We start from the raw sequence: 19,091 nt of genomic DNA on the forward strand, positions 1-19,091 counted from the left end.
ATCCGTCCCGCGCCCGCCGCGCGGAGATCCTGACGGGTCGGTGACGTCGGGCCGCGAGCCCCTGGCGTCCGGCGGCGCGGAGTGCTCGAATCGAGGAGTGAACAGTCCCCCTCCCGGCGCCGGACCCGGTCCCGCCGCGCCCGGACCCGATCCGGACGCCGTCGGCGCCCCCGTCGGCCGCCGCCTGGTCCTGACGATGCTCGGCCTCGGCGCCGCCGGTCTGGTCGCCGCCCCGGTCCTGCAACGGACCCTGGAATCGGGCCTCGGCGCGGTCGCGGACAAGGACCCCACCGGGCTGACCGGCCTGCTGCCCAACGGCGGCGGCTTCCGGTACTACTCGGTGGCCTCCTCCGTACCGTCGAAGGGCGCGGCCGACTACCGGCTGACCGTCGACGGGCTGGTCGACCACCCGGCCACGTACACCCTGGACGCCCTGAAGGCGCTGCCGCAGACCCGGATGGTGCGGGACGTCCAGTGCGTCACCGGCTGGCGGGTGCCGGAGACCCCCTTCGAGGGTGTACGGCTCTCCGCGCTGCTGGACGCGGCGGGCGTGCGGTCCGGGGCGAAGGCGGTCCGTTTCACCTGCTTCGACGGCACCTACAGCGAGAGCCTCACCCTCGCCCAGGCCCGCCGCGCCGACGTGCTGGTCGCTCTGCGCATGCAGGACCGGCCGGTGCCCCACTCCCACGGCGGCCCGGTCCGGCTGTACGTGGCCCCGATGTACTTCTACAAGTCGGCGAAATGGCTCTCGGGGATCACCGTCACGGACTCCGTACGCCCCGGATACTGGGAGGAGCTCGGCTATGACGTCGACGCCTGGGTCGGCCGGTCCAACGGCCGTGACGACGCCCCCACGGCCTGAGGCGTCCGGCCGGGTACGGCGGTTCGGCAGGCCGGTGCGCTGGGTGCACCGCAGCACCGCGGCCCTGATGCTGCTCTGCGTGGCGTCGGCCGCCTGCCTGTACGTGCCGCAGTTCGCCGAACTGGTCGGCCGCCGCCATCTGGTGGTCACCGTCCACGAATGGTCCGGGCTGCTCATTCCCGTACCGCTGCTGGCGGGGCTGCTGGCGCGGTCCCTGCGGGCCGATCTGGGCCGGCTCAACCGCTTCGGGCCGCACGACCGGCAGTGGCTGCGGGCGGTGCGGCGGCGGGACCGGCGGCCTCAGTCCCGGCCGGCCGGGAAGTTCAACGCGGGGCAGAAGCTGTACGTGGCCTGGATCGCGGGGGCGGTGCTGGTGATGGCCGGGACCGGGCTGCTGATGTGGTTCACCGGGCTGGCCCCGCTGATGTGGCGGACCGGCGCCACGTTCGTCCACGACTGGCTGGCGCTTGCGGTCGGCATCGTCCTGGCCGGTCACATCGCGATGGCGTACGCCGACCCGGAGGCACGCCGCGGCATGCGCTCCGGGTCGGTGGGGCGGGAGTGGGCCCGCCGTGAGCACCCGCTGTGGCAGGCGCCGGACGAGTCGCTACAGGATCAGCGACAGCAGCAGGATGAAGACCAGTGAGACCACGGAGATGATGGTCTCCATGACCGACCAGGTCTTCACGGTCTGGCCGACGTCCATCCCGAAGTACTCCTTCACCAGCCAGAACCCGGCGTCGTTGACATGGCTGAAGAAGAGCGAGCCCGCGCCCACGGCCAGCACCAGCAGCGCGACGTGGGAGGTCGACATGTCGGCCGCCAGCGGGGCGACCAGACCGGCCGCCGAGATGGTGGCGACGGTCGCGGAGCCGGTCGCGAGCCGGATCGCCACGGCGATCAGCCAGCCGAGCAGCAGCGCGGGGATCGACCAGCTCTCGGAGATGTCCAGGATCATCTGGCCCACACCGGCGTCGACCAGGGTCTGCTTGAACCCGCCGCCCGCGCCGACGATCAGCAGCACGCCCGCGATCGGCGCGAGGGACTTCTCGACGGTGGAGGAGAGCCGGCCCTTGGTGAAGCCGGCCGCCCGGCCCAGCGTGAACATGGCGACGATGACGGCCGCCAGCAGCGCGATCAGCGGCGAGCCGATCACGTCGGTCACCCGCTGGAGACCCTGCTCGGGGTCGTCCACGACGATGTCCACGAGCGCCTTGACCAGCATCAGGACGACGGGCAGCAGGATCGTCGCCAGCGTGGCGCCGAAGCTGGGCCGGCGGTCCAGCTCCTCGGAGGGGCGCTGCGGGATCATCTTCTCCGGCGCCTTGATGTCCACCCAGCGGGCGGCGTAGCGCGAGAAGACCGGCCCCGCGAGGATCACGGTCGGGATCGCGACCACCACACCGAGGGCCAGCGTGACGCCGAGGTTGGCGCCGAGGGCGTCGATCGCCACCAGCGGGCCGGGGTGCGGGGGGATGAGCCCGTGCATCACGGAGAGGCCGGCCAGGGCCGGGATGCCGATCCGCATCAGGGAGTAGTTGCCGCGCTTGGCGACGAGCAGCACCACCGGGATCATCAGCACGATCCCGACCTCGAAGAACAGCGGCAGGCCGACGATCGAGGCGATCAGGACCATCGCCCAGGGCATGGCCCGCTTGCTCGTCCGCGCGAGGATGGTGTCGACGATCTGGTCCGCGCCGCCGGAGTCCGCGAGCAGCTTGCCCAGGATCGCGCCGAGCGCGATGAGGACACCGACGCCCGCGACGGTCGAGCCGAGGCCCGCGGTGAAGCTCGCGATCGTCTTCTCCGGCGCGGCGCCGGCGAACGAACCGAGCGCCAGCGAGCCGATGGTGAGCGCGAGGAACGCGTGCATCTTGAACTTGGTGATGAGCAGGACGATGACGGCGATGCCCGCCAGAACGGCGATGCCCAACTGCGCGTTGCCGGCCGAGGTGATCGGTTCGACGGCGTCCGCTGCCAGCGTCTCGACGCTGAGACTGGTCACGGTGATGATCCTTAGTCTTCGAGCCGGCGCAACGCGGCGACGGCTCGCTGGGTGATTTCCTCCGGGGTGCCGGTCACATCCACGGCGACCCCGGCCTCGTCGTCCTCCAGGGGCTGGAGGGTGGCGAACTGCGAGTCGAGGAGCGCGGCCGGCATGAAGTGGCCCTTGCGGTCCGCCATCCGTTCCTCGATGAGGGACCGGTCGCCGGTCAGATGGAGGAACACGGCACCGGGGGCCTCCGCGCGCAGCCGGTCGCGGTAGGCCCGTTTCAGCGCAGAGCTGCTGACCACGCCGCCGAGCCCGGCCCGGCCGTGTGCCCACTGGCCGATCGCGTCGAGCCAGGGCCACCGGTCGGCGTCCTCCAGCGGAGTGCCGGCCGACATCTTGGCGATGTTCGCGGGCGGGTGGAAGTCGTCGCCCTCGGCGTACGGAACGCCCAGTGCGGCGGCGAGCAGGGGGCCGATCGTGGTCTTGCCGGTCCCTGACACGCCCATCACCACGACGACGTGGGGGGTGCTCATTACGGTGCCTCGCTGTTCTCTTCGACGTCTTCCTCGACATCGGGCCGTCGCGCTACTGAAACCCATACGTACGACTTATTCAAGATGGTGTGACATAAACGTCGTACTTAATGTTCCCGAGGAGTGCCCCGTACCCTTGATCCATGACCACACCTGCCCAGGGGCTGCATACACATGTGCTGGACACCCTGGGCCTGGAGATCGCCGCCGGAGAGCACCCGCCCGGCCAGGTGCTGCGCACCGACGAGCTGGCCCGGCGCTTCGACGTCTCCCGCACGGTCGTACGGGAGGTCGTCCGCGTCCTGGAATCCATGCACCTGGTCGAGTCCCGGCGCCGGGTCGGCGTCACCGTGCGGCCGACCGAGGAGTGGAACGTCTACGACCCGCAGGTCATCCGGTGGCGGCTGGCCGGCGCCGACCGGCCGCGCCAGCTGCGCTCACTGACGGTGCTGCGGTCCGCGATCGAGCCGGTCGCCGCCTCGCTCGCCGCCCGCCACGCCACCCCGGAGCAGTGCGCACAGCTCACCGAGCGGGCCCTCGGCATGGTCGCCACCTCGCGCGGCCAGCAGCTGGAGGGGTATCTCGAACACGACATCGCCTTCCACCGCATCGTCCTCAACGCCTCCGGCAACGAGATGTTCGCCCGCCTCGGGGACGTGGTCGCGGAGGTCCTGGCGGGACGCACCCACCACCAGGTGATGTTCGAGGACCCCGACCCGGCGGCCGTCACCCTCCACGTCCGGCTAGCGGAAGCGGTGCGCGAGAGCGACGCCGCGCAGGCGGAGCGGCTGACGAAGGAGATCGCGGTGGGCGCCCTGCACGAGCTGGACGTACTCGCGCCCTGAAGGCGGCCGCGCCCGGCCCCGCCGCACCCCGCACGGCGTACCGTTGTCCGTGATCGATCCCCGGGAACACATCGCTCCCAGGGGCGTGATTCGGTCTTCGGGAACGTCGGGAAAGGGAGTCCACGGGAATGGCGCAGCACGTACAAGGGGTCATCGCACCGGGAAAGAACGAGCCGGTACGGGTCGAGACGATCGTCATCCCGGACCCCGGCCCCGGCGAGGCCGTGGTCAAGATCCAGGCGTGCGGCGTGTGCCACACCGACCTGCACTACAAACAGGGCGGCATCAACGACGAGTTCCCCTTCCTCCTCGGCCATGAGGCCGCGGGTGTCGTGGAGTCCGTCGGCGAGGGCGTCACGGACGTCGAACCGGGCGACTTCGTCGTCCTCAACTGGCGTGCGGTGTGCGGACAGTGCCGCGCCTGTCTGCGCGGCCGCCCCTGGTACTGCTTCGACACCCACAACGCCAAGCAGAAGATGACCCTGCTGGACGGCACCGAGCTGTCGCCGGCACTCGGCATCGGCGCCTTCGCGGAGAAGACCCTGGTCGCCTCCGGCCAGTGCACCAAGGTCGACCCCGAGGTTGCCCCGGAGGTCGCCGGACTCCTCGGCTGCGGCGTGATGGCCGGCATCGGCGCCGCCATCAACACCGGTCAGGTCGGCCGGGGCGACTCGGTCGCCGTCATCGGCTGCGGTGGCGTCGGTGACGCGGCGATCGCCGGTGCCCGGCTCGCCGGAGCGGCGAAGATCATCGCGGTGGACATCGACGACCGCAAGCTGGAGACGGCGAAGAAGATGGGTGCCACGCACTCCGTCAACTCCCGCACCCAGGACCCGGTCGAGGCCATCCGCGCCCTCACCGACGGCAACGGCGCCGACGTCGTCATCGAGGCGGTCGGCCGCCCGGAGACGTACAAGCAGGCGTTCTACGCCCGCGACCTCGCCGGCACCGTCGTCCTGGTCGGCGTCCCCACCCCGGAGATGCAGCTCGAACTCCCGCTCCTGGACGTCTTCGGCCGGGGCGGCTCGCTCAAGTCCTCCTGGTACGGCGACTGCCTGCCCTCGCGCGACTTCCCGATGCTCATCGACCTCCACCAGCAGGGCCGGATCGACCTCGGCGCGTTCGTCACCGAGACCATCGGACTCGGAGACATCGAGCAGGCCTTCGGCCGGATGCACGACGGCGACGTCCTGCGCTCGGTGGTGGTCTTCTGATGACCGCCCGCATCGACCACCTCGTCACCTCCGGCACCTTCGCCCTCGACGGCGGCGAATGGGACGTCGACAACAACGTCTGGATCGTCGGTGACGACACGGAGGCGGTCGTCATCGACGCCGCCCACGACGCCACCGCCATCGAGGCCGCGCTGAACGGCCGTACGCTGCGCGCCATCATCTGCACCCACGCGCACAACGACCACATCGACGCGGCCCCGGCGCTCGCAGACGCCACCGGCGCACCGATCCTGCTGCACCCCGACGACCTGCCGCTGTGGAAGCAGACCCACCCGGACCGGGCCCCCGACGGCGAACTGGCCGACGGCCAGGAGCTGACGATCGCCGGTACGGCCCTCAAGGTGCTGCACACGCCGGGACACGCCCCCGGCGCCGTCTGCCTGTACGCCCCCGGACTGTCCACCGTCTTCACCGGTGACACGCTCTTCCAGGGCGGGCCCGGCGCCACCGGCCGGTCGTTCTCCCACTTCCCGACGATCGTCGCCTCGATCAGGGACCGGCTGCTCGCCCTGGACCCGGACACCGCCGTCCGCACCGGGCACGGCGACTCCACGACCATCGGCGCGGAGGCCCCGCACCTGGACGAATGGATCGCCCGCGGCCACTGAGGGCGGGACTCACTCCCGCGGCCACGCGGAGAGCCGCAGCCCGCTCTCGAAGCGGCGCGGCTCTCCCGTGACCGGGTCGGTGAACTCCAGCACCCGAGCCAGCAGTTGGAGGGGGCGCGACCAGTCGTCCGGCGCCCCCTCGGCCTCGGCCACGGGATAGACCGGGTCATGGACGAGCGGCAGCCCCAGGCTGTTCATATGGACCCGCAGCTGATGCGTCCGCCCGGTGGCGGGCAGCAGCCGGTAGCGGCCGAGGCCCGCCCGGTGCTCCAGCAGCTCGATCCGGCTCTCGCTGTTCGGCTCGCCCGGCTCCTCACGGGCGGCGATCACCCCGCGCTCCTTGACGATCAGGCTGCGCACGGTGCGCGGGAAGGCGAGCCGCGCGTCGTAGGGCGCCACCGCCTCGTACTCCTTGCGCACCAGGCGGTCCCGGAACAGCGTCTGGTAGGCGCCCCGCTCCCCGGGCCGGACGACGAACAGCACGAGCCCCGCCGTCAGCCGGTCGAGCCGGTGCGCCGGCTGGAGCAGGGGGAGGTCCAGCTCGCGGCGGAGCCGGGCCACCGCCGTCTGGGTGATGTGCCGGCCGCGCGGCGTTGTCGCCAGGAAGTGCGGCTTGTCCGCGACGACCAGGTGCTCGTCGCGGTGCACGACACCGACCGGGAACGGCACCGGCTCCTCCGGCGCGAAGTCGCGGTGGAACCAGAGGTACCGGCCCGCCGCGTACGGCTCCCGGCCCGCCACCGGGCCCCGCGCCGAGACGAACCGGCCGGCCGCGAGCATGGCGTCGAGCCGGTCCGCGCCGATCGCCCCGCCGAACCGCTCCAGCAGATGATCACGCACCGTGGGCCACCGCCCGCCGGGGTCCTCGGGGAGCCGCACCCGGACCGGATCGACCCCGTCGCGCTGCGGCAACGGCGACGGCGGCGGCTTCGCGCGCCCCCTCACCGGGGGCCGCCCGGCGCCCGGGTGCTGGTTCTCATGGTGCGGAGAATCCTTCCACAGCGGACGGGCCCCGCGCGCCGACGGGGCCCGTCCGTCATGCCGGCTCTCAGGCGGACGGGAGCGTCAGCTTCTGGGGGCCGCAGCCGATGCGCTCCGCCTCCGCCGCGACGTAGTCCGGCAGCAGCTCATCGGTGAGCGTGAAGCCGCCCTTCGCCGTCTGCCGCAGCTGCTCCACCACGAACACCACGTGCCCCGTCTGGCAGGACGCCCGGTACACCGCCCGGCCTCCGGTCGTCTTTCCGTAGCCCGTGGTGCCCTTGACGGAGGCGCCGGACCGCAGCGAGTCCGAGGAGAAGATCTCGGCCAGCGCCGGGTCCACCACCGTCGTCATCCGCACCACCTGCTCCCGGTCGTCGCTGCCGACCTCGCAGATCCGGGCGGGCCCGTCGCCGCCGGCACCGATCCTGGTGCGGGACAGCTCCTTGCGGTACGCCGCGGGCAGCGCGAACCCCTTGGTGCCGCAGAGCGCGGCCGGGTCGGTGTCCTGCCAGGTGTCGACGGACGGCAGCGCACGCGGTGACGGGTAGCGGCCCGAGCAGCCGAAGGACCGGATGACCCCGTTGGTGGCGTCCACCAGGGCATCGGTGAGGGCGTCGCGGTCCTCCGTCGCGAGATCCGACGAGAAGTCGAGGCCCGCCCGGCCCATGCCGATCTCCACCACGGTGGGCCCGGAGAAGTCGCCGCGCCCCGTGCAGCCCTGCGGCAGCGCCAGCCAGCCGCGCGACGCGGACACCATCCCGGGGAGTTCCTCGCCCAGTGACACCATGCCGGCCGCCAGGAACTCCTGGGGCCAGCGCGTCGAGTCGGTTCCCCGCAGTCCGTCCAGCTGGTGCACGTTGACGGTCACCTGACGCAGGGCCCGGTCGTCCTTGAAACTGGTGACGCGGCACTGCCCGTAGGACAGCCCGTCACCCTGCTGGGCGTTGCCCAGCGACTGTTCGTCGACCTCGATCTTGCGGTCTCCGAAGAGCCCGGACACACTGGCGTCCCCGAGCGAGTCCCAGCAGGGAGCGGGCCCGAGCAACGGCAGCGTATCGGTGCGCCAGGCGACCGCACCCGCGCCGAGCAGCGCGCCGACCAGTCCGGCGGCGGTGACCGCACGGGCGGTACGGCTCCTGAGGAGGCGGCGCACGAAGGACGGACGGCCGCTGCCGGTGCCCGGGGTGTCTCCGGCGCTCGCAGGGCTCTCAAGAGTCTCGGGGCTCTCCGGACTCGCAGGGCTCACGGGACGCGCAGAGCTCTCGGCGTCCTCGGCCGGGACGGGCTGGTTCTCGCTCACGCGCCCTCACCGTCCCCGCAGCCGACGCGCTTGCCGACGGACTCCGCGAAGCGGTCGAACACCCGCCGGTCGCTGGGCCTGCCCCGGCCCTGGAGACCGGTGTCGACGTGTCCGTAGAACACCGTCGGACGTCCACCGCAGGTGGTGCGGAGCAGACCGTGGGACGAGCCGGTGGGCAGACCGCCGAAGAGCGCGACCAGGCGTGGTTGGCGGGCCATCACATACTGGGCCGACGGCTCGTCGGGGGCTCGCCGTGTCTGCCACACCACCGAACAGGTCTGGAGCCGGCCGGTGACCGTGCCCACCTGCTGCTGGTAGCGCGAACCCTGACCGAAGTCGAAGGACATCCCGGGTATCCGGCACAGCGGATTCCCCGCCCGCTCGTCGTCCTCCGCCACCGTCACCAGCGGCGACGTCGTGCGCAGCGGCTTGCCCGGTGCGCAGCCGGCCTTCTTCATCGTGGTGTTGGCGGCGTCGAGCAGCATCCGCCCGACCTCGGCGGTATTACCGATCGCGAACGGCATGGCCGCCTTGCCGAGGTGGCCGTCGCCCGTGCTCTCGCTCCGGATCGTCACCGCCGACGGCCGTCCGTCCGCGTCGCACTCCGCGGGCAGCACCAGCATGGCCCGGTCGGCGGCGACCAGCCCGTCGAGCCCGTCCGGGAGCGGCGAGGCGGAGCCGTGGAAGTACTGGGCTATCCAGGCCCGGCGCTCCTTGGCGCCCGCGGGCACCGGCCCGTACTCCAGGGTGATCTGCTCCTTGAAGGTGAGCGGCTCGTCCGAGTCGCTGTCCTCGACCTCCGAGGTCACCGCCAGAGTGCAGGTGCCGTGCGGGCGGCCGGCCGAGGGCGGCGCGGACTCGGTGGCCCGCCGCTCGGAGCCGGACTTGCCGAGCGCCTCGTCGCCGAGGAACGACGCGCCGCTGTTCTGCTCCCACGCGCCCCAGCAGTAGGAAGCGCGGAACGGCCAACTGTCCGTCGCCCACAGCCCGATGCCGGACACCAGCACCGCGCCGGCGACGACGCCGGCCCAGACCGCGACCCGCCGTCTGCCCCCGCTGACCATGACAATTCCCCCTTGCGAACTACGAAGATCACCGCGAACGCCCGATGCTACGTCGTCACCGGCCCTGAAGGGCAGGGGGGGTTGGTGCGGACGGCGGCGAAGGCTCCGCCGGGCCTGCGGGGCGGTGACGCCGAGCGGGGCCGGGTGCCCGGGTCTGTTCCGCGCCGGGGATCAGCCCAGCGGCGAGAAGACGAACGAGAACTCCGCCGGGGCCGCGTGGAGCCGGTGTTCCGGCAGCACGCCCGGTCCGCACGACTGCGAGCCGATGCCCTGCACCGCGTGGTCCAGGCCGACCCAGACCCGCTCACCGGCCACCAGGTCCGGCAGATGCTCCGCGGCGTCCAGCTGCTCGTCCGTCCAGCGCCGCGCGGTGAACCAGAACGGCGTGCCGCCCTCGGCCCGGAGCCCCGCGCCGCTGCCGTCCGTCAGCTCCGCCCACCGGACGCCGGCCCGCGCGCCCTTCTCCTGCGGCCGGACGTACGGCGTCTGCATCGCGTCCACGTCCCGCTGCCCGTCTGACGGATGGACGTTAACGAGGCGTGAACCGTCTCGACAAGGGGCGTCCGCTAGTCTGCGCGACCATGACTACCGGGACGGCCTCGCGCCACACACGGATCGGTTACCCGGCGCTCCACTGAGCGCCGTACGGGCCGCCGCCGGCCCGCTGTCCGACCGGGGACCCGGCGCTGTCGCGCGGGCCCCGCCTCCTGTCGTGCCGCTCACCGCTCGACACGTCAACCACGACAGGAGAACTCATGCCCACCACCACGCTCCGGATCCCCGCCCCGGACGGCCCGACCGACGCCTTCGCCGCCTTCCCCGACAGCGGCCGGCGGCACCTCGGGGTGCTGATGTACCCGGACGGCTTCGGCATCAGGCCCGTGCTGCGGGACATGGCGGTCGAACTGGCCGGACACGGGTACTACGTGCTCGTCCCCAACGTCTTCTACCGGCACGGCCCCACACCGGTCATCGAACTTCCCGAGCACATCGGGGAAGCGGACCGGGCGGGGATCATGGCCCAGGTGATGCCCCTGATCGGGGCGCACACCGCCGAACGCGCCCGCCGCGACGCCGGCGCCTACCTGGGGTTCCTCACCGGCCGCCCCGAGGTGGGTGACGGCCCGGTCGCCGTGACCGGATACTGCATAGGCGGCCTGCTCGCGATGCGCACCGCCGCGGCCCACCCGGACGAGGTGGCCGCCGTCGCCGCTTTCCACGCCCCCGTGGGCGCCGACGGCCCGGGACTCTTCTCCACGGTCACCGCCCAGGTCCACCTCGGCCACGCAGAGGGCGACATCACGCCCGGGGAACTGGGCGAGCTGAACCGGTCCCTGGACGCCGCGGGAACCGGCTTCACCTCCGAGATCTACCCGGGCACCGTCCACGGATTCACCATGTCCGACACCGACGCGTTCAGCGCCTCCGGGCTGCGGCGCCACTGGGACCGCCTGCTGCTCCTCCTTGGCGGCTCCCTGAACGCCGGCTGAGCAGCTTCGGCTGTCCGCGCCACAGCGTGCCGGGACCCGCCCTGTCGGGGTCCGGTAGATTCGACCGGCAGCCGGTCAGCGAATGGGAGCGGCCGGGGACCGCGCGTGTGACGGGGGGCAGGGGGTGCGGAGCCGACAGGGACGGGACCACCGCCGGGAAGCACTGCTGGAGTGCTGGCGCGCCATCGAGCTGTTCGGTCCGCCGAGCATCCCGGCACTGCCCCGACGGGGCTCCGCCGCACGGTCCGGGCCGCGCGACGAGTACATCGTCGATCTGACACCGCTGCCCGGACAGGAACCGCCGCTCCTGCCGTGGGACGGCGACCATCCGGACACAGGCGCGCGCCGGGCGCCCCGCGGCCGGATGTGGCGTCACGAGATCTACTGCGGGGTCTTCGAACTGGAGCTGCTCCGGCAGGCCATGATCGCGGTACTGCCCGCGGGGACCGATCCGGATCCCGGTGTGCCGCAGTCCGAGCTGACGCTGTCGGGCGAGAGCGCCATGTTCGCCCTGATCCTGGACGATGAGGGGCGACCGGTCGAGGACACGTCCGTGATCTCCGCCTGCGCCTGGGCGACCGGCCGGCTCTTCGATCCCGGACCCTCCGCGCGGGGTTGGCTGGACGGCTTCGAGGACCTCGACGACGCGTTCGGCACGGCGATCGACGAACTGACAGCCACCACGATTCCCTACGGCTCCGCCGCCCCGCCCCCCGGCACGACGCGCGGGCAGCGGCCCGGCTCCGGCCGTGAGCCGGGAACCCCGGCCGGCTCCGGCCGCCCGAGCTGGCAGCGGCTGCTCGGCGAAATCCTCGGCGGCGCCGCCGTCGGAGCGGTCGAGGCCCTGTTCGGCGAGGTCGCCGGCGCCGCCTTGCAGGGCGCGGCTGAACCTCTGGTGAGTCGCGCCGCCGACTGGGCAGCGGCCCGTCGGCGCGTGGCGAACGAAGGGGAGCCCGGGGATCCGGAGAGCGCCGGAATCGCCCCCGGGTCGGCGCGGGCCGGCTCCGGGACCACGCCGGAGGCGCCCGAGGGCGGGTCCGGCCCCCGTGCCCTCGGGCTCGCCGATCTCGTTGCCCTCACCGCGCAGATCGCCGACCTGTGCGGGGTGCGGGACCGGCTGCGGCCCCGAGCGGTCCGGGTGCGCAGCAGGCTCGTCCACCGGCCCAAGGACCCGCAGACGAAGGTGTCCGCCGCGGCCCCCTTCCTGAACAGTCTGCTTCCGCCTGATCTCGACCGGGTGGCAGGGGCGGTCGGCAAGGGGATCGGCCCGGCTCTGGACGCGTATCTGACCGAGCACGATGCCCTTGCCGTGGGGACGCGGACGGATGTGCGCCAGGAGCGCGGAGCCGTGCTGGCCGGGGTGGCTCCGGAGCTGGTTCCGCCGGGGCGGTGGCCCGCGCCGGCGCGGTTCCCGCTCGCGCTGAGTCAGCAGTTCGCGGTCGGCCGGATGCTCGCGGACCGCGCGGGCACCGGGGGCGGGATGTTCTCCGTGAACGGCCCGCCCGGCACGGGCAAGACGACGATGCTGCGTGACCTGGTCGCCGCGCTGGTGGTCGAGCGGGCGGCGGTGCTGGCCACGTTCGACCGGCCCGGACAGGCCTTCGCCGGCCCGGCGTGGCGGGGCAAGGACCGCCAGGGCACGCACCAGCGGTTCGTGTCGCGGCTCGACCCCCGGCTGACCGGATTCGAGATCGTGGTCGCGTCCTCCAACAACGGCGCGGTCGAGAACATCACCGCTGAGCTGCCCGGCATCAGCGCGCTCGACGAGCACTGGCACGGCGGACCCGACCACTTCTCCGACCTCGCCTCTGCCCTCCTCGGCGGCCCCGCGTGGGGGCTGGTCGCGGCGGTGCTCGGGAACAAGACCAACCGCAAGGAGTTCGGCGACCGGTTCTGGTGGGGCAGGCTGCCCGAGCGGGAGGCCGCCGCCCGGTCCGAGGAAGGACGGCCGCCACTGCGCGGTATGCGGGCCGTTCTGAGCGACTGGATCCCGCCGAGGACTCCGCCCGGCGGCCGGCGCCCCGCCGCCTCGGCGGCGGGCGGCGCACCGGCCGGGCCCACCGTGCCCGTGCCCTCGTGGTCCGACGCCGTCACCGCGTTCCGCGACGCCCAGGACGAGGTCGAACGCCTGCGTGCCGAGCGTGCCCGCCTGGCTTCGGAACTGGCAGCCGTCGACTCCCCCTCGGCCGGGCAGCGGATCGCGGACCTGGAAGCCGCCGTACCCCGGGCGGACCGGCAGGTCACCGCCGCGACGGCCGCCGTGGAGCGGGCCGCCGCCGTCACCGAAGAAGCCCGGAGCGCCATCGAGGCCGCCGAGGCCCGGTACCGGGCGGCCACCGAGCACGTGCCACGAGCCCGGCAGGAGCTGGGCGCCGCCCGTGCGGATGTGTCGGCCGCCCGGGAACTGGCCCAGCACCACCGCGACTACGTCACCGCGCTCACCTCCCGCCAGGACGCACCACAAACCGTCGAGCCGGGCCTGCGAGGCACGCTGCGGCGCCTGTTGCAGAGCTCTGCCGACCGGCAGGCCGCCGAACGCCGGCAGGAGCGTACCCAGGCCGAGATCACGGAATTGCTCGTCCAGCACCGCGCCGCCCTCGACGACTCCGTGGCGCGGGTCGCCGCGGCCGTGCACGCCGAGTCCCTGGCCGTGGGCCGGATCTCGCAGTCCACCGCCGCGGCAGAGGAGGCGGCCGCCGCTCTCACCGCCGCCCGCGAGCAGGAACGGACCGCGCGCGCCCGGCAGACCTCGGCGGACACCGCCCTGCGGCAGGCCCGGCAGGCAGTCGAGACGGCCCTGCGCGACCTGCGGGCCGGCACGGCCGAGCTCAACCGGCGCCACAACGCGTTGCGACGGGCGGCTTCGGCCCTGCCCTCACTGCCGCTCGGCTGGCAGCATCAGGACGAGGCCGTCCAGGAACTGGGCTCCCCCTGGTCGGACGAGGCGTGGTCCACCGCGCGCAGCGACCTGTTCCTGCGCGCTCTCGACCTGCACCGCGCCTTTGTGGCCGGGGCCGCGCAGAAGGTCCGGGGCAATCTCCAGGTACTCATGGAGCTGATGGCGGGGACCAACGGGCCGCTGCCCGACGAAGAGGTCGAGCACGCCTGGCAGACACTCTTCCTCGTGGTGCCCGTAGTGTCCACCACGTTCTCCTCCGTCGGCAGCATGTTCGCGCGCCTCGGCCGGGAGTCGATCGGCTGGCTGCTCGTCGACGAGGCCGGGCAGGCCACGCCACAGGCCGCCGTGGGCGCGCTGTGGCGGGCCCGCCGTGCCGTGCTGGTCGGCGATCCGCTCCAGCTGGAGCCCGTCGTCACCATGCCCACCGCTCTGCAGCGCAGGCTGCTGCGCGCCTACGGCGTCGACGAGCGGTGGCTGCCCTCCGCCACCTCGGCCCAGGCCGTGGCCGACCGGACCAACCGCTACGGCACCTACCTGCCGGCACCGGACAGCGAAGAGGGCCACGTCTGGGTGGGTTCACCGCTGCGTGTCCACCGCCGTTGCGAGGAGCCGATGTTCACCGTCAGCAATGAGGTCGCGTACGGCGGCCTGATGGTCCACGGCACGGCGCGGCAGGCGTTCCCCGACAGCGAACGGGACGGGCTGCTGCCCAGCCGCTGGCTCAACACCGATGACCCCGCCCGCCCGGCCGACGCCCCGTGGGGCGGACGCGACCGCCGTGCGTTCGAGTTCGTCCTCGATCTCCTGGAGCGGAACGGCGTCGGCGTCGAGCGCATCCGCGTCATCGCCCCGTTCCGTGCCCTCGTCGCAGAGTGCAAGAAGGTCTGCCGGGGCCGCGAAGGCTGGACCGCTGAACTCCTGGAGGAACGCTGCGCCACTGTCCACCGGGCACAGGGCAAGGAAGCCGATGTCGTCGTCCTCGTGCTCGGCGGCGGCCGTCGCGGAGCACGCGAGTGGGCGGCCGGCAGCCCGCATCTGCTCAATGTGGCCGCGAGCCGCGCCAAGCGCCGCCTCTACGTCATCGGTGAGCGCAGCCTGTGGGCCCCGCTCACCCACTTCGACGTACTCGCTCGCGAGCTGGCGGAATTCGACTACGTCGGTGACCGGGCGACCTGGCCACCGGACGGCGAGTGACCGGCGCGGACCCTCATGAGCAAGAGGCGGATCACAGTCCGGTGCACACAACAGAGCCGGTCAAAGCGACATTGCGTCGCTTTGACCGGCTCTGTTCGGTCGATTGACCATGGTGTCCGAGGGGGGACTTGAACCCCCACGCCCGATAAAGGGCACTAGCACCTCAAGCTAGCGCGTCTGCCATTCCGCCACCCGGACAAGGTGTCTGTCTCGCGGGCCCGGCCCGTTCCGACGTGGAAAACCATAGCAAACATTGGGAGGTGCTCGATCACGCCCCGGTCTGTGTGAAGGGCGGATGACGAGGGGTGGGGGGCCTTGGGTGTGCGGGCCGGGCGCGGGAGGATGAGGGGGAGCACCACAGCGACAGTGGAAGGAACCAGCGTGAGCGAGACCAAAGCGGCCCGGACGGGCTCGGGTGAGACCGCCGAGAATGAGGTCGTGGACCTCTGTCGTGACCTGATCCGGATCGACACCAGCAACTACGGGGACCACTCGGGGCCGGGTGAGCGGCTGGCCGCCGAGTACGTCGCCGAGAAGCTCTCGGAGGTCGGGCTGGAGCCGCAGATCTTCGAGTCCCACAAGGGCCGTGCCTCCACGGTGGCGCGGATCGAGGGCGAGGACCCCTCCAAGCCGGCGCTGCTGATCCACGGCCACACCGACGTCGTGCCGGCGAACGCCCACGACTGGACGCACCACCCCTTCTCCGGGGAGATCGCGGACGGTTGTGTGTGGGGCCGGGGCGCGGTCGACATGAAGGACATGGACGCGATGACCCTCGCGGTCGTGCGCGAGCGGATGCGCAGCGGCCGCAAGCCCCCGCGGGACATCGTGCTCGCCTTCCTCGCGGACGAGGAGGCGGGCGGCACCTATGGGGCCCGGTATCTCGTCGACAAGCACCCCGGCCTGTTCGAGGGCGTCACCGAGGCCGTCGGTGAGGTCGGCGGCTTCTCCTTCACGGTCAACGAGAACCTGCGCCTCTACCTCGTGGAGACCGCGCAGAAGGGCATGCACTGGATGCGGCTGACCGTGGACGGCACGGCCGGTCACGGGTCCATGACCAACGACGACAACGCGATCACCGAGCTGTGCGAGGCGGTCGGGCGGCTCGGACGGCACAAGTGGCCGGTACGGGTGACCAAGACCGTGCGGTCCTTCCTGGACGAGCTGTCCGACGCGCTCGGCACTCCGCTGGACCCCGAGGACATGGACGCCACGCTGGCCAAGCTGGGCGGCATCGCCAAGATGGTGGGGGCCACCCTGCGCAACTCCGCCGCCCCCACCATGCTCGGCGCGGGCTACAAGGTGAACGTGATCCCGGGGCAGGCCACCGCGCACGTCGACGGCCGCTTCCTGCCGGGTTACGAGCAGGAGTTCCTGGCCGACCTCGACCGGATCCTCGGCCCGCGCGTCAAGCGCGAGGACGTGCACGGCGACAAGGCGCTGGAGACCGACTTCGACGGCTCCCTGGTGGACGCGATGCAGATCGCGCTCAAGGCGGAGGACCCGATCGCCCGCGCGGTCCCGTACATGCTCTCGGGCGGTACGGACGCCAAGTCCTTCGACGACCTGGGCATCCGCTGCTTCGGTTTCGCCCCGCTGAAGCTTCCCCCGGAGCTGGATTTCGCGGGCATGTTCCACGGCGTGGACGAGCGGGTGCCGGTCGACGGCCTGAAGTTCGGCGTCCGGGTCCTCGACCGTTTCATCGACAACAGCTGACCTCGCGCCCAGCAATTCGACAGCGTGTACGTACAGACCGGAACGAGTGAAAGGGGCTTTCTGCTCGTAGCCCGAATGCTTTCTCCTCGTTACAGGTGATGCGGTCCGCGGCTGGGACCGCATTTGCCAACTAGGAGGAACAATGATCAAGAAGATCGTCGCCGCTGCGGCTGTCACCAGTGGTCTGGTGCTCGCGGGCGCCGGCATGGCCGTCGCCGACTCGGGCGCCCAGGGTGCCGCTATCGGCAGCCCCGGCGTGCTCTCGGGCAACGTCGTCCAGGTTCCGGTCCACATCCCGGTCAACCTCTGCGGCAACACCGTTAACGTCATCGGTCTGCTGAACCCGTCCTTCGGCAACACCTGCGTCAACGCCTGACGTTGCACGTCAACCCGCAAGGGTTTGAGCCCGGTCGGCCTCGGAGCGCGTGCCATGTGCTCCGGGGCCGCCGGGTCCTTTGCCTCCGAACGCTCAAGTCCGGGGGTATTCCGGAAGGTAGAAGGCAGGAAACAACCTATGCGACAGGTCACGCGTAAAGGCCTGATCACCATGGCGGCCGCGGGCGGCGTACTCGCGCTCAGTGGCGGTTACGCGCACGCCGACGCGGGAGCGTCCGGCGGTGCGTCGAATTCCCCGGGGGTGCTTTCAGGGAATTCGGTACAGATCCCGGTCGAGGTTCCGGTGAACGTCTGCGGTAACTCCGTGAGCGTCGTCGGACTGATCAACCCGACCTTCGGGAACGCCTGCGGAAACGGTTCTGGGGGTGCGGCCGCAGGCCGGGCCGGATCGTCCGCAGGTACTGCGTCGGGCAGCCACGCTGCGGACAGCCGGGCCACCGGCAGCCGCGCGTCGCAGGACCGTGGCCAGGGGGCGCGGACGGGCACCGGCAAGCACCGTGCCGTCCCCACGGACAACGGGGGCGGGGCAACGGCACAGGGCTACGCGCAGGGCTCACCCGGTCTGCTCTCGGGCAACCAGATCCAGGCCCCCATCGACATCCCCGTGAACGTCTGCGGCAACAGCATCGACATCGTCGGGCTGCTGAACCCCAGCTTCGGCAACGACTGCGAGAACGAGAGCACGCCGCAGGTCACGCCGCCGGTCACTCCTCCGGTGACTCCGGTCACGCACCCCAAGGCGCCGCCGGCACCCGGCCCCCGCACCATCCCGAACGCGCCGGAGCCGCAGAGCATGCCCGAGGGCACTCCGCAGCTCGCACACACCGGATCGGGCGGGCTCGACCTGCTGATTCCGGCCAGCGCGGGCCTGCTGCTCGCAGGCGCGGGCACGGTGCTGTACCGCCGCGCCAAGGCCGCCGCCTAGGTTCTTCCGTCTGGAGCAGGCTGGATCAGGCTGGATCGGAGAGCGGGCCCCGCGAGCAGCGGGGCCCGCTCTGTTTCACCAGGTGGCCCGCAGTTGGCGGATGATCCGCCGCCGCAGCCGCACCCGGCGGCTGCCGTCCAGGCGCAGCGTCAGTCGGTCCAACTCCCAGTGCCCGTACTCGGCATGGTCGGTCAACAGGCGGGTCGTCTCCTTCCGGGACAGCCCGCGCGGCACGTACACGTCGACAAATTCGTATTCCGGCATCGCATCTATTGTGCGGGCAGACCCCCGGTACGGATAGCGTCTGCTCTATGTCTGATGCTGCGCAGCCATCCGCTGCCGAGGTACGCGCCGCCGCTGATGCGGTCAAGGTCGCGCTCGACCGTCACCTCGACGCGGTCGAACGCCGGTCCGGGGACGACGACCCCGCTGTCTATGACGCGTTCAACGCACTGGCCGCTGCGGCGGAGGTCTATGACGAACTCCTCTACGACCGCCACGACGAGGTCACCCCCTTCGAGATTCCGGGCGCGGGGGACTCCCTGCCGCCCTACAGCGGCCCCGAGGAGCCGAACGCGCTCAGCGTGCTGATCCGCCGCGACTACGCGGTGGTGGAGCCGCAGCGGTTGCTCGCCCAGGCACAGCGCCTCGCGGACCTGGACCCGGACGTCCGCGACAGCGACAGCGGGAGCGCGGCCGCGGCCGGCAGCAGCGTCCACGCGGCGCTCGGGGTGCTCTTCGGGGAGTACGAGGCGGACGAGATCGCGTCCCGGCACCTGGAATTCGGCCTTGAGGAGGGCGACTCGACCCTCTGGGTCGCGGCGGCGGAGGAACTGCCGGAGCCGGGGGAGTGGCTGGGCGCGCCCTTCGACGACGCGGATCCGGAACTGGTGGTCTGCCGGTTCGACGTCAGTGCTGTCTTCGACGAGGACGAGCTGGACGGCGAACTGGGCGGGGAACTCGACGGTCTGGCGAGGGACGGCTCCTGACCGGTCCCTCCTGTGCCCGTGCCGGGGGCCGGCCGGACGTGTGAAGCGTCCGCCCGGCCCC

The 19,091-nt window shown here is 72.1% G+C and carries 17 protein-coding genes, 1 tRNA gene and 1 pseudogene; 11 read left to right on the top strand and 8 right to left on the bottom strand.

Features of this window, described 5'->3' with window-relative positions; genetic code table 11:
- Positions 1–97 precede the first annotated feature (97 nt).
- Positions 98–862 carry a molybdopterin-dependent oxidoreductase gene (locus RLT59_RS31830; RefSeq protein WP_311306603.1) on the top strand — a complete coding sequence of 255 codons (765 nt, stop codon included), beginning with the start codon at positions 98–100 and terminating at the stop codon, positions 860–862.
- Positions 804–1,508 (top strand): cytochrome b/b6 domain-containing protein, encoded by a 705-nt coding sequence (locus RLT59_RS31835; RefSeq protein ID WP_311306604.1) that lies wholly within the window; start codon positions 804–806, stop codon positions 1,506–1,508. The genes RLT59_RS31830 and RLT59_RS31835 overlap by 59 nt, the downstream gene beginning before the upstream one ends.
- On the opposite strand, the gene RLT59_RS31840 is transcribed toward RLT59_RS31835, so the two are convergent.
- Together RLT59_RS31840 and RLT59_RS31845 are read right to left on the bottom strand one after the other, a co-directional pair.
- Positions 1,470–2,867 (bottom strand): GntP family permease, encoded by a 1,398-nt coding sequence (locus RLT59_RS31840; RefSeq protein WP_311306605.1) that lies wholly within the window; start codon positions 2,865–2,867, stop codon positions 1,470–1,472. The two genes, RLT59_RS31835 and RLT59_RS31840, sit on opposite strands and share 39 nt — an antisense overlap.
- An 11-nt stretch (positions 2,868–2,878) precedes the next feature.
- Positions 2,879–3,388 carry a gluconokinase gene (locus RLT59_RS31845; RefSeq protein WP_311306606.1) on the bottom strand — a complete coding sequence of 170 codons (510 nt, stop codon included), beginning with the start codon at positions 3,386–3,388 and terminating at the stop codon, positions 2,879–2,881.
- Positions 3,389–3,531: 143 nt separating this feature from the next.
- On the opposite strand from RLT59_RS31845, the gene RLT59_RS31850 reads away from it, so the two are divergent.
- The 3 genes from RLT59_RS31850 to RLT59_RS31860 all read left to right on the top strand — a co-directional run bounded on the left by RLT59_RS31850 (position 3,532) and on the right by RLT59_RS31860 (position 6,076).
- Positions 3,532–4,233: a FadR/GntR family transcriptional regulator gene (locus RLT59_RS31850; protein WP_311306607.1), complete on the top strand. Its 702-nt coding sequence runs from the start codon at positions 3,532–3,534 to the stop codon at positions 4,231–4,233.
- Between the two features lie 128 nt (positions 4,234–4,361).
- Positions 4,362–5,447, top strand: coding sequence for an S-(hydroxymethyl)mycothiol dehydrogenase (locus RLT59_RS31855; protein ID WP_311306608.1), 1,086 nt, complete (start codon positions 4,362–4,364; stop codon positions 5,445–5,447).
- The gene (locus RLT59_RS31860; RefSeq protein ID WP_311306609.1) at positions 5,447–6,076 is read left to right on the top strand and encodes an MBL fold metallo-hydrolase; all 630 of its coding nucleotides are present in this window, start codon (positions 5,447–5,449) and stop codon (positions 6,074–6,076) included. Before RLT59_RS31855 ends, RLT59_RS31860 begins: the two co-directional genes overlap by 1 nt.
- A 9-nt stretch (positions 6,077–6,085) precedes the next feature.
- Here the strand turns inward: RLT59_RS31860 and RLT59_RS31865 are convergent, their stop codons facing one another.
- From RLT59_RS31865 to RLT59_RS31880, 4 genes and pseudogenes are all read right to left on the bottom strand, one after another.
- Positions 6,086–7,021 (bottom strand): pseudouridine synthase, encoded by a 936-nt coding sequence (locus RLT59_RS31865; RefSeq protein ID WP_311306610.1) that lies wholly within the window; start codon positions 7,019–7,021, stop codon positions 6,086–6,088.
- A 103-nt stretch (positions 7,022–7,124) separates the two neighbouring features.
- Positions 7,125–8,357 (bottom strand): hypothetical protein, encoded by a 1,233-nt coding sequence (locus tag RLT59_RS31870; RefSeq protein WP_311306611.1) that lies wholly within the window; start codon positions 8,355–8,357, stop codon positions 7,125–7,127.
- A complete protein-coding gene (locus RLT59_RS31875; protein WP_311306612.1) occupies positions 8,354–9,421 on the bottom strand; it encodes a hypothetical protein in 1,068 nt (355 codons plus the stop codon). Before RLT59_RS31875 ends, RLT59_RS31870 begins: the two co-directional genes overlap by 4 nt.
- Positions 9,422–9,592: 171 nt before the next feature.
- Positions 9,593–9,922, bottom strand: a pseudogene (locus RLT59_RS31880) (beta-galactosidase); the annotation flags it as partial.
- 254 nt (positions 9,923–10,176) lie between these two features.
- Here RLT59_RS31880 and RLT59_RS31885 point away from each other — a divergent pair.
- Together RLT59_RS31885 and RLT59_RS31890 are read left to right on the top strand one after the other, a co-directional pair.
- Positions 10,177–10,911, top strand: a complete 735-nt coding sequence (locus RLT59_RS31885) for a dienelactone hydrolase family protein (protein WP_311306613.1) — start codon at positions 10,177–10,179, stop codon at positions 10,909–10,911.
- Between the two features lie 124 nt (positions 10,912–11,035).
- Complete coding sequence (locus RLT59_RS31890) at positions 11,036–15,004, top strand: AAA domain-containing protein (protein WP_311306614.1); 3,969 nt, start codon at positions 11,036–11,038, stop codon at positions 15,002–15,004.
- A gap of 110 nt (positions 15,005–15,114) precedes the next feature.
- Here RLT59_RS31890 and RLT59_RS31895 read toward each other — a convergent pair.
- Positions 15,115–15,202, bottom strand: a tRNA-Leu gene (locus RLT59_RS31895).
- Positions 15,203–15,385: 183 nt separating this feature from the next.
- Between RLT59_RS31895 and RLT59_RS31900 the strand changes: the two genes are divergently transcribed.
- The 3 genes from RLT59_RS31900 (at position 15,386) to RLT59_RS31910 (ending at position 18,041) form a co-directional block, all read left to right on the top strand.
- Complete coding sequence (locus RLT59_RS31900) at positions 15,386–16,720, top strand: M20/M25/M40 family metallo-hydrolase (protein WP_311306615.1); 1,335 nt, start codon at positions 15,386–15,388, stop codon at positions 16,718–16,720.
- A 142-nt stretch (positions 16,721–16,862) separates the two neighbouring features.
- On the top strand, positions 16,863–17,096 hold the full coding sequence (locus tag RLT59_RS31905) for a chaplin (RefSeq protein WP_311306616.1): 234 nt from the start codon (positions 16,863–16,865) through the stop codon (positions 17,094–17,096).
- Between the two features lie 138 nt (positions 17,097–17,234).
- Complete coding sequence (locus RLT59_RS31910; protein ID WP_311306617.1) at positions 17,235–18,041, top strand: chaplin; 807 nt, start codon at positions 17,235–17,237, stop codon at positions 18,039–18,041.
- Positions 18,042–18,116: 75 nt separating this feature from the next.
- Here RLT59_RS31910 and RLT59_RS31915 read toward each other — a convergent pair whose 3' ends face one another.
- Positions 18,117–18,305 carry a DUF5703 family protein gene (locus tag RLT59_RS31915; protein WP_024493806.1) on the bottom strand — a complete coding sequence of 63 codons (189 nt, stop codon included), beginning with the start codon at positions 18,303–18,305 and terminating at the stop codon, positions 18,117–18,119.
- A 47-nt stretch (positions 18,306–18,352) separates the two neighbouring features.
- On the opposite strand from RLT59_RS31915, the gene RLT59_RS31920 reads away from it, so the two are divergent.
- Entirely contained in the window at positions 18,353–19,030 is a 678-nt protein-coding gene (locus tag RLT59_RS31920; protein WP_311306618.1) for a hypothetical protein, read from the top strand.
- The last annotated feature ends 61 nt before the right edge of the window (positions 19,031–19,091 follow it).

Origin of the sequence: Streptomyces sp. ITFR-6 (assembly GCF_031844725.1) — a bacterium.
Classification (GTDB): domain Bacteria; phylum Actinomycetota; class Actinomycetes; order Streptomycetales; family Streptomycetaceae; genus Streptomyces.

Coding starts and splice junctions, on each gene's coding strand:
- RLT59_RS31920 (WP_311306618.1), top strand. CDS start 18,353: ATGTCTGATGCTGCGCAGCCATCCGCTGCCGAGGTACGCGCCGCCGCT.
- RLT59_RS31850 (WP_311306607.1), top strand. CDS start 3,532: ATGACCACACCTGCCCAGGGGCTGCATACACATGTGCTGGACACCCTG.
- RLT59_RS31845 (WP_311306606.1), bottom strand. CDS start 3,388: ATGAGCACCCCCCACGTCGTCGTGGTGATGGGCGTGTCAGGGACCGGC.
- RLT59_RS31905 (WP_311306616.1), top strand. CDS start 16,863: ATGATCAAGAAGATCGTCGCCGCTGCGGCTGTCACCAGTGGTCTGGTG.
- RLT59_RS31875 (WP_311306612.1), bottom strand. CDS start 9,421: ATGGTCAGCGGGGGCAGACGGCGGGTCGCGGTCTGGGCCGGCGTCGTC.
- RLT59_RS31835 (WP_311306604.1), top strand. CDS start 804: ATGACGTCGACGCCTGGGTCGGCCGGTCCAACGGCCGTGACGACGCCC.
- RLT59_RS31860 (WP_311306609.1), top strand. CDS start 5,447: ATGACCGCCCGCATCGACCACCTCGTCACCTCCGGCACCTTCGCCCTC.
- RLT59_RS31885 (WP_311306613.1), top strand. CDS start 10,177: ATGCCCACCACCACGCTCCGGATCCCCGCCCCGGACGGCCCGACCGAC.
- RLT59_RS31855 (WP_311306608.1), top strand. CDS start 4,362: ATGGCGCAGCACGTACAAGGGGTCATCGCACCGGGAAAGAACGAGCCG.
- RLT59_RS31910 (WP_311306617.1), top strand. CDS start 17,235: ATGCGACAGGTCACGCGTAAAGGCCTGATCACCATGGCGGCCGCGGGC.
- RLT59_RS31915 (WP_024493806.1), bottom strand. CDS start 18,305: ATGCCGGAATACGAATTTGTCGACGTGTACGTGCCGCGCGGGCTGTCC.